This is a genomic window from Peribacillus sp. SIMBA_075 (assembly GCF_046534585.1).
The window spans coordinates 1-231 of sequence record NZ_JAWRYN010001720.1 but is presented as its reverse complement, the minus strand read 5'-3'; the positions used below and the strand labels follow the sequence as shown (position 1 = coordinate 231).

At 34.6% G+C, this 231-nt stretch carries 1 protein-coding gene; it reads left to right on the top strand.

Features of this window, described 5'->3' with window-relative positions; all coding sequences use genetic code 11:
• Positions 1–231: WYL domain-containing protein (locus tag SB775_RS34315; RefSeq protein ID WP_410865752.1), on the top strand; the 231-nt coding region annotated here is incomplete at both ends.

Genomic DNA, 231 nt, shown 5'->3' with positions numbered 1-231 from the left:
ACGAGGAACTTTTCGTTTTCTTTCTCCTATATTTTCACAAAAACAACCTGAACAAGAAAAACTTGAAAACCAACTTCTCCTGTTGCAAGAATCTATTCAAAAAGAACAAGCTATCTCTTTTTCTTATCGTAAACCAAGAGAAACTACAAAAATAAAGCGTACCGTTCACCCTCACGGTTTAGTCAATATTTCAGGAATTTGGTACATCGTTGCTCATTGTTTACTTCGAAG